General features: G+C 29.6%; 6 protein-coding genes. 3 read left to right on the top strand and 3 right to left on the bottom strand.

Going from position 1 to position 8,509, the window contains the following annotated elements; genetic code table 11:
- Positions 1-201: 201 nt before the first annotated feature.
- Genes KPL38_RS16895 through KPL38_RS19805 form a run of 3 tightly spaced genes read left to right on the top strand, consistent with a single transcriptional unit; the run spans position 202 to position 2,443 of the window.
- Entirely contained in the window at positions 202-426 is a 225-nt protein-coding gene (locus KPL38_RS16895) for a FeoA family protein (protein WP_216290312.1), read from the top strand.
- A 44-nt stretch (positions 427-470) separates the two neighbouring features.
- A complete protein-coding gene (feoB, locus tag KPL38_RS16890; RefSeq protein ID WP_216290311.1) occupies positions 471-2,234 on the top strand; it encodes a ferrous iron transport protein B in 1,764 nt (587 codons plus the stop codon).
- A 41-nt stretch (positions 2,235-2,275) separates the two neighbouring features.
- A complete protein-coding gene (locus KPL38_RS19805) occupies positions 2,276-2,443 on the top strand; it encodes a FeoB-associated Cys-rich membrane protein (protein ID WP_216290310.1) in 168 nt (55 codons plus the stop codon).
- A gap of 93 nt (positions 2,444-2,536) precedes the next feature.
- Here KPL38_RS19805 and KPL38_RS16880 read toward each other — a convergent pair whose 3' ends face one another.
- The 3 genes from KPL38_RS16880 to KPL38_RS16870 form a co-directional block, all read right to left on the bottom strand.
- Entirely contained in the window at positions 2,537-3,247 is a 711-nt protein-coding gene (locus KPL38_RS16880; protein WP_216290309.1) for a ribonuclease H-like domain-containing protein, read from the bottom strand.
- Between the two features lie 220 nt (positions 3,248-3,467).
- Complete coding sequence (gene argS / locus KPL38_RS16875) at positions 3,468-5,171, bottom strand: arginine--tRNA ligase (protein WP_216290308.1); 1,704 nt, start codon at positions 5,169-5,171, stop codon at positions 3,468-3,470.
- A 356-nt stretch (positions 5,172-5,527) separates the two neighbouring features.
- Entirely contained in the window at positions 5,528-7,603 is a 2,076-nt protein-coding gene (locus tag KPL38_RS16870; RefSeq protein ID WP_216290307.1) for a thioredoxin domain-containing protein, read from the bottom strand.
- Between the last annotated feature and the right edge of the window lie 906 nt (positions 7,604-8,509).

Genomic DNA, 8,509 nt, shown 5'->3' with positions numbered 1-8,509 from the left:
TTCTGATTTTGTCCACCTCATTTCTTAGTCATGAGGTTTTATTATACTATATTCTTTTTGGGACATAATCAAATTCGGTATAATAGGACATTATCACAATTCGATCATATTAAATATATTATCTAATTTCTTTATGTTGACACTAATCAGCATCCATGTTAATATTGTATTGAGAAGAGTTTTCATTAAGGAGTGATTATTATAAGCATTTATGATTTAAAAACAGGCGATAAAGGATTAATTCAATCAATAGGTGGTGATGACAAGTTTGCTAAGAGATTATTGGCATTAGGTTTCATCGAAGGTACTGAAGTCAAATTAATAGCAACCGCACCTCTTGGAGATCCTATTGTTATAAATTTGCGTGGTTTTAATTTAGCAATTAGAAAAAATGACGCTAAAAACATTTGTATAAGAAAAGCATAAGTATTATGACGATACATTATCAATACATCATAAGGAGGGTTTGAATGATCACTGCTGCTTTACTAGGTAATCCTAACGTTGGTAAAACAACTCTATTTAATGCACTTACGGGTTCTAACCAATATGTAGGTAATTGGGCTGGAGTAACAGTTGAAAAAAAGGAAGGTTTTATAGATAACAAAATTAAAATTGTTGACTTGCCTGGCATATATGCCATGGACACTTATTCAAACGAAGAAAAAGTTTCAAAAAAATTTCTAGAAGATGGTAACGTAGATGTAATTATAAATATCGTTGATACATCGATTCTTGATAGAAATTTATACCTTACAACTCAACTAAAACAATTTAACAAGCCAATAATTTTAGTGTTAAATATGATTGACGTAGCAATTGCTAAGGGTTTAGATATTAATTATGCCTTGCTTGAGAAAAAACTTGGTGTAAAAATAATGCCAATAGTAGCTTCAAAAGGTAAAGGAATTCTTGAACTTAAAGACTGCCTACTTAAAGAAGATTATGCTACTACAACATCTAATAGTCTAAAATTCAAAAATGAGGGAGAAACTTATTCGTACATTGAAACTTTACTGAAATCTTGCACTAATAAAAAGAATGATGATAAAGTTTCCGTTACACAAAAAATAGATAAAATTGTGCTTAATAGAATTCTTGCTTATCCTTTATTTTTCGTATGCTTGTTTATAATTTTTATGTTTACTTTTAACTGGGTAGGACAGCCCTTAGCAGACATACTTGATAGTTTGCTTAATGATGGTATTGTTCCATTTTTAACTCATTTACTATCTAATAACAGTCCTTGGTTTTCATCTCTACTAATTGACGGTATCATCGGTGGAGTTGGTTCTGTAATAGTTTTTTTACCAGTTATATTGGCATTATTCTTAGGCATTTCATTTTTAGAAGACAGTGGATACATGGCAAGAGCTGCATTTATAATGGATAAACTAATGAGAAAAATGGGTTTATCAGGTAAAGCTTTTATTCCCATGATAGTTGGTTTCGGTTGTTCTGTTCCAGCAATAATGTCCGCTAGAACACTAGAGAGTGAAAAAGACAGAAAGTTAACTGCACTTTTAATACCACTTATGTCATGTAATGCGAGACTTCCAGTTTATGCATTGTTTGTATCAGTATTTTTCCCAGGTAGAGAAACCCTTATGGTATTTTCATTGTACTTAATGGGTATTGGTTTAGCATTTACAATTGGTCTTTTATTTAAACATACTTTGTTTAAAAAGAGTGAAGAACCCTTTATTATAGAATTACCAGAATATAAATTACCAGAAATAAAAAGCTTATTAATACATACTTGGGAAAAAGGCAAAGGTTTCTTAAAGAAAGCCGGAACTATAATTTTCTCAGTTTCCGTAATAGTATGGTTTTTATCAAATTTCAACTCAACAGGCATGGTTAACATAAATCTTAGCTTTCTAGCTGCTATTGGGAAATTTATAAACCCAATATTTGTTCCACTTGGATTTGCTTCCTGGCAAAATTCAATAGCACTATTAACTGGACTTATGGCTAAAGAAGTTGTTGTGGGTACCATGGGCGTTATATATGGTGGTAATTTGACACATGCTTTAGCTAGCTATTTTACTCCGCTATCAGCTTATACTTTCTTAGTATTCGTGTTATTATATACTCCTTGTGTATCAGTGATAGCAATTATGAAAAAAGAGTATGGAACAAAAATGGCAATTTTTTCTGTAACTTATCAATTTACATTAGCTTGGGTAGTATCTTTCATAATATTTAATATAGGTAGTTTTATAATAGGATAATAAAAAATGTTTAATATAAAATATAAAGAGGTGATGAGCCAGTGGAATTTATTATTGTTGGTGTTATTGTTATTGCAGCTGTATATATCTTCTATTCTAATATAAAAAAACAAGCAAAGGGTGACTGTGGTTGTGGAAATGGCTGTAAAGGCTGTAACCATAGTTGTGAAACAAAACCATCTGATAAAAAAGACAGTAAAATCAAATAATAAAAAACAGTGGTATAATACATTATATGTATTATACCACTGTTTTTATAATATCTTTAGTCTATGTTTATTTTAAAAAACAGCTAAAGTTTTTTATAACCGCTGTTGGTTGTTTGCTATTTTTAGTGACTCATTTGAATTTCTACTACGCTTTAAAAGAATCATTCGTTTTTTAGCTTGTTTTTCTTTCCTTTTGCGATCTAAATCATTTTCAATAGTATTAACCACGTTAAAAATTCTTGGTAAATTTACAACATCCTCATAATTATGGAGCATTAGAATTTCTTTAGACTTTTCATCATGTTTTGCTAGGTATTCATTATATAATTCTACCCACATAGCTCCGTTTATTTCATCTTTTCTCTTAATGCCAGTAAACTGCTCTACACCTTTTAAGCTACAGCTCTTGATTCCCATCCTTTTATAAAATGGTCTTATAATTCTAAACAAATCCATATGTTCCCTAGGCAATCTAAATCCAAGATTAAATCTATGCATTTTTCTAATGATGAAAGGTTCATCAAATGCCGTTCCATTGTAAGAACACCATGTCTTAAACTTACACATAGACTTTTTAAGTTCTTTCAAAAGACTTTCCTCATCGCTAGGCTTCTCTGCAAAATACTGAATAATTTTAAATTGACCCTCTTTTAAGTAATACCCTAGAGATATCAATACTATTTTATCATATTCCATATCAAAACCAGTAGCTTCAATATCTAAATACGCAATAGTATCCATCTTATATTTAATAAAAATTTCACTAGGTATAACAATCTTACTTTGATACTCTTTTATGAACATAGTTCCCCCGATTCTATAAAAAAAAGAAAAGCATACATTACAACAAATATATTTTATTTGCTTAGCAAATGTGTTTCTATTTGCCTAGCAAATGTGTTTATATTTGCTAAGTAATCATAAACAAGTTTTTAATTTTTCTATAATATTATAATACCTTAAAAACAGCGTTATTGCAAATACCGCAATAACGCAAATTCTTATAAGTCTCGACGTGGGCTCACTACATTCTATCTACAACTTCTATCCCTATAAGGTTCAATGCATTTTTAATTACCTGACAAGTTGCTTTTACCATTTTAATTTTAGCTTTTTTATTAGATTCATCTTCCAAATTAGCTATATTATACTGATTATAAAATTTGTTAAATGCCTTAGCTACATCAATAACGTATCTTGTAACCATAGAAGGCTCTAATTTTTCAATAGCATACATAATTGATTTTTTAAAACCTTCAAGTTGTTTTACAAGTTCGAATTCTTCACTAGAATTCAATTTGTTATAATCAAGTTTTACATCGTTTTTATTGCTATTTTCCTCAACTTTTCTTAATATGCTTTTTGCTCTTGCATAAGTATATTGAACATATGGACCAGTTTCGCCTTCAAAACTAAGCATTTCATCCCAATTAAAAATAATATCTCTTTCTCTATGATTCTTCAAATAAGTAAATATAATAGCGCCTATTCCTACTTTTTTAGCTACCTCATCTTTATTTTTAAGTTCAGGATTTTTTTCATTTATTATTTCAAGAGTTTTAGCAACTGCCTGATTTAATAAATCATCCAAGAAAATGACATCACCTTTTCTTGTAGATAATTTTTTATCTGCAAATCTCACCGTTCCAAAAGCAACATGTACACAATCATCTGCCCATTTATTACCCATAAGCTTTAAAGTTGTAAATACTTGATTAAAATGAAGAGATTGATCTTTTCCAACCACATATATATTCTTATAGAAATCATATGTCTTCTTTCTATAAGTTGCTGCAGCTAAATCACGAGTTGCATAAATTGTAGCACCGTCTGATTTTTTAATTATGCAAGGTGGCATATTATAATCATCAAGCATTACGACCTTAGCTCCATTACTCTCGACTAATAGGCCCTTTTGATCTATATCCTTAATTATTGCATCCATTTTATCACAATAAAAACTCTCTCCAGCATAAGAATCAAATTTAACATTTAATATTTTATATAGCTTCTTAAACTCTACTAAGCTTAAATCTCTAAATTTAGTCCAAAGTTTAACTTCTTCCTCGCAACCGTCTTCTAATTTTTTAAAGTACATTTTCGCTTCGTCATTAAGAGTTGGATCAATTTCTGCCTCTGCATGAAATTTAACATAAATTCTTAATAATTCTTTAATAGGTTCGCTAGCTAAAGCCTCTTCATCTACCCAATTTTTATAAGCATAAATGAGCTTGCCAAATTGTGTTCCCCAATCTCCAAGATGATTAATACCTGTGCAATTATAACCTTCAAAAGAAAGAATTTTATATAAAGAATTACCAATAACTGTAGTGAATAGATGTCCTACATGAAATGGCTTTGCTATATTAGGTGAAGAATACTCTACTACTATATTTTTACCATCCCCAATTTTAGATGAACCATAAGAATCACCATCTTGTAGAATCTTTTCAATAGTATTTTTAATAAACACTCCTTTATCTAGGAAGAAGTTTAAGTAAGGTCCGTAACACTCTATTTTTTCAAAACCATCTTTTTCTATCTTTTCTTTTAAATCTTTTGCTATCATATTAGGTGATTTTCTCATAGTTTTTGCTAATTGAAAACACGGAAACGCAAATTCTCCCATTTCAGGTCTTGGTGGTATTTCAATTAAACCCTCTATTGTTTCTATGTCTATTTCTACCAATTGTTTAATCCTTTGTGCAACTATTTTTTTATAATCCATAAAAAGTTCCCTCCTGTATAGCTCTTGGTAGATGACAATTAATAATTGTTATCTCCACTGTATTGCTTTTAATGCTAGATAACAATTAAAAATTGTTGTCTCTAATTTCAAGCCAAATGTATGTTGTAATATAACAAAAACCCATCTCTAAATAAAGAGATGGGTTACACCTTACGCAAGGCCACTATAGTTGACTATAACGTCCACTCATTATTTTAAACACTACTCGCGATTTACCCTATAAGAATCTATAATTAGTCATTATATATTTACTCAATAATACACTATATTTTATCACCAATAGTCCATAATTGTCAATTTTTATTGTTGTTTGAGAATTTAAGCAATGATAACATCTAAACCTTAATAAGCTCTAAGAATTTTTGTATATCCGTGATAGGTTCTTTGCAAGAAAAATTCTCACAAATATAAGCAGTGGCTTTTCCCATTATAGGCTTATTTGCTTTAATCTCAGAATTAATAGAAGATAACCTTTCATCGCCAGTGTTTAAAATTACTGTTGCAAAAGGAAGGTAGTTCCTATTTATTTCTTTAATCATGGTTTTAGTATCATTTACCTGCTCTTCCACTGCAATAATAATATTCTTTCCTGGCACCTTACTATATAGTAGAGCCATCATAAAATAAGCATGAGCACTTTCTATAGTTTTAACCTTTGAATCAAAAGCTTCAAATTGACTATGCGCCTCATTTTCTAATTCACTGTTAGCACTTAACCTAGCAAGCCTTAACATATTTAATGTAGCCACTGAATTACCTGACGGCATTGCACCATCGTATATATCCTTAGGTCTTACAATCAACTGTTCCCCATCAATTCCATATAAAAATAGCCCACCGTGATTTTCATCCTTAAACAAATCAATCATATTTTTATTAAGCTCTAAAGCTTTCGCTAGATATTTCACGCTAAAAGTGGCTTCATACAATTCAATTAATGCATGAATGATAAAAGCATAATCATCTAAATATCCTAAATGTGCTACTTCCCCATCTCTGTATCTAGCCATTAATCTTCCTTTATCATTAATCATATTACTTAAAATAAAATTCATAGCCTTTTCTGCCTTCTCAATATAACCACTATTATTGAAAATTCTTCCTCCATAAGCTAGCGAAGCAATCATAAGTCCATTCCAAGAGGTTAATATCTTATCATCCTTATATGGATGTATTCTTTTTTCTCTATATTCAAATAGCTTTTGTCTCATCTCTTCTAGTTTTTGTATTAAAGCTTCATTTTGCTTAAAGCTACTTTTCTTACCAATTAAATTTGGAATATTACTGCCTTCAAAATTACCATCCTCTGTTATATTATAATATTCGCAGTAGATCTTATAAGACTTTTCACCTAAAACTAAACAAGCCTCCTCCATTGTTAATAAATAATATTTACCCTCTTTTCCTTCACTATCCGCATCCTCAGCTGAATAAAAAACGCCCTCTTCTGATGTCATATCCCTTTCTATATAGATAAATATTTTCTCAGCAACGTTCTTGTAAAATACTTTACCTGTAGCCTCAAAAGCCTCCATATATATTTGAGCTAAAAGTGCATTATCATATAACATTTTTTCAAAGTGAGGTACTAGCCATTTTTGATCTGTGGAATACCTTGAGAATCCAAAACCTATATGATCAAAAATTCCACCCACATGCATTGCCTCCAAAGTTTTTTCAACCATTTCTAATGCTTTAGGATCATTATAATGTTTCCAATATCTCAACAAAAATTGCAAATTATGAGGAGCTGGGAATTTGGGAGACCTTCCAAATCCGCCATACTCTTTATCAAATACACTTTTAAAACTATTAAATGCATTATGTATTTCATCTTCTCCTAATTTTTCTTCTAGCTTTGCTTGTTTTACCTTCTTAACATCATTTTTTATATGCTGTATTATGTTTTCACTAGAAGCAACAATATTTTTTCTATTCTCATTCCACTGTTGTGCAATAGAGTTAAGTATATCTATTATACCTGACATTCCATATTTACTTTCTCTCGGATAATAAGTACCAGCATAAAATGGTTTCTTATCTGGCGTCATAAAAATAGTTAACGGCCATCCCCCACCTCCAGTTAAAGCTTGGCATACCGTCATATAAATACTGTCTATATCTGGTCTCTCTTCCCGATCAACCTTAATTGCTACAAAATATCTATTCAAGATTTCTGCTACTTCTTCATTTTCAAAAGATTCTTTCTCCATGACATGACACCAATGACAACAAGAATAACCGATACTTACGAATATAGATTTGTCATCCTCTTTTGCTTTTGTAAAAGCCTCTTCACTCCATGGATACCACTCTACTGGATTATAAGCATGTTGAAGTAAATAAGGAGACTTTTCATTAATTAACCTATTAGATTTCCTATTTTGTTTAATAGTATCAGGTTTAGTCATAGCTATAACTCCCTTCAATATATGTATTAAAGTTATTATACCCAAGGTAGCTATTTTAAGTCCCTGAACATATAAATTTGCTTTATAAATCACAGATTCTTTAACATATAAATTACCTTTGATTTTTGTTTGAATACAATCATTTAATAATATTACTTACAACATGAATTTACACAAGTTACTTTCAAAATAAAAGAAATTAAATAATTTTTTAGAAATGTTTTATAGATGAAAATTTATTAAACATAAAAATAATTTTAATAAAAAATTACAAAAAAATAGTAATAAATTGTATGATATAAATGTAGATTTACAAGAAGAAATTCTATACTACAGTGTGGTCATCCTGATTGTGATAAATTTATTTAGAACAAATGCTTTAATAAACCTCAAAAAAATTGATAGAAATACAGATATCCATTTAGTTTGTAAAACCACTGTTTTTAATTTCTTATCTATATATATAAATAAAAGATAAAAATCAAATAAATCATGATCAAATCGCTCGCCTTTGTTTAAATTACAGTTTATTGAACTTACAGTAAATTCAATGATGCATTCTTTTGCCAAACAAAAAAAGATAAACGTTACTATTCAATAACACATTTATCCTCTTACTGTATTTATATGTATTAGAATTCCTCCTTTTATTTCAGATTTAACAACCTTTTCAATAATTAGTTTTGCTTAAAAATAAGGAACTTAAAGAGTTTAAAATGTGAATGAACAATATTAACCTGCCTGTAAGTAAATTTACTAATAGTCTTTATCTTTGGACTTTAGTTTTAATAATTCTGACCTGTTGTAAAATGAAGTTGAACCAATAAGAAATCCATAGTGGATTAATTCTGTGTTATGCTTTAATCGCCTAAACTAAAACACACAGGAGGATAATCACTATGGAAT

The organism is Clostridium psychrophilum (assembly GCF_018861705.1).
Lineage (GTDB): Bacteria > Bacillota > Clostridia > Clostridiales > Clostridiaceae > Clostridium_AD > Clostridium_AD psychrophilum.
This window is presented reverse-complemented; position numbering and strand designations above follow the sequence as displayed.

What these genes read in the sequence shown, in the direction of transcription:
- KPL38_RS16870 (WP_216290307.1), bottom strand. Translation starts at nt 7,603, where the DNA reads ATGACTAAACCTGATACTATTAAACAAAATAGGAAATCTAATAGGTTA.
- argS (WP_216290308.1), bottom strand. Translation starts at nt 5,171, where the DNA reads ATGGATTATAAAAAAATAGTTGCACAAAGGATTAAACAATTGGTAGAA.
- feoB (WP_216290311.1), top strand. Translation starts at nt 471, where the DNA reads ATGATCACTGCTGCTTTACTAGGTAATCCTAACGTTGGTAAAACAACT.
- KPL38_RS16880 (WP_216290309.1), bottom strand. Translation starts at nt 3,247, where the DNA reads ATGTTCATAAAAGAGTATCAAAGTAAGATTGTTATACCTAGTGAAATT.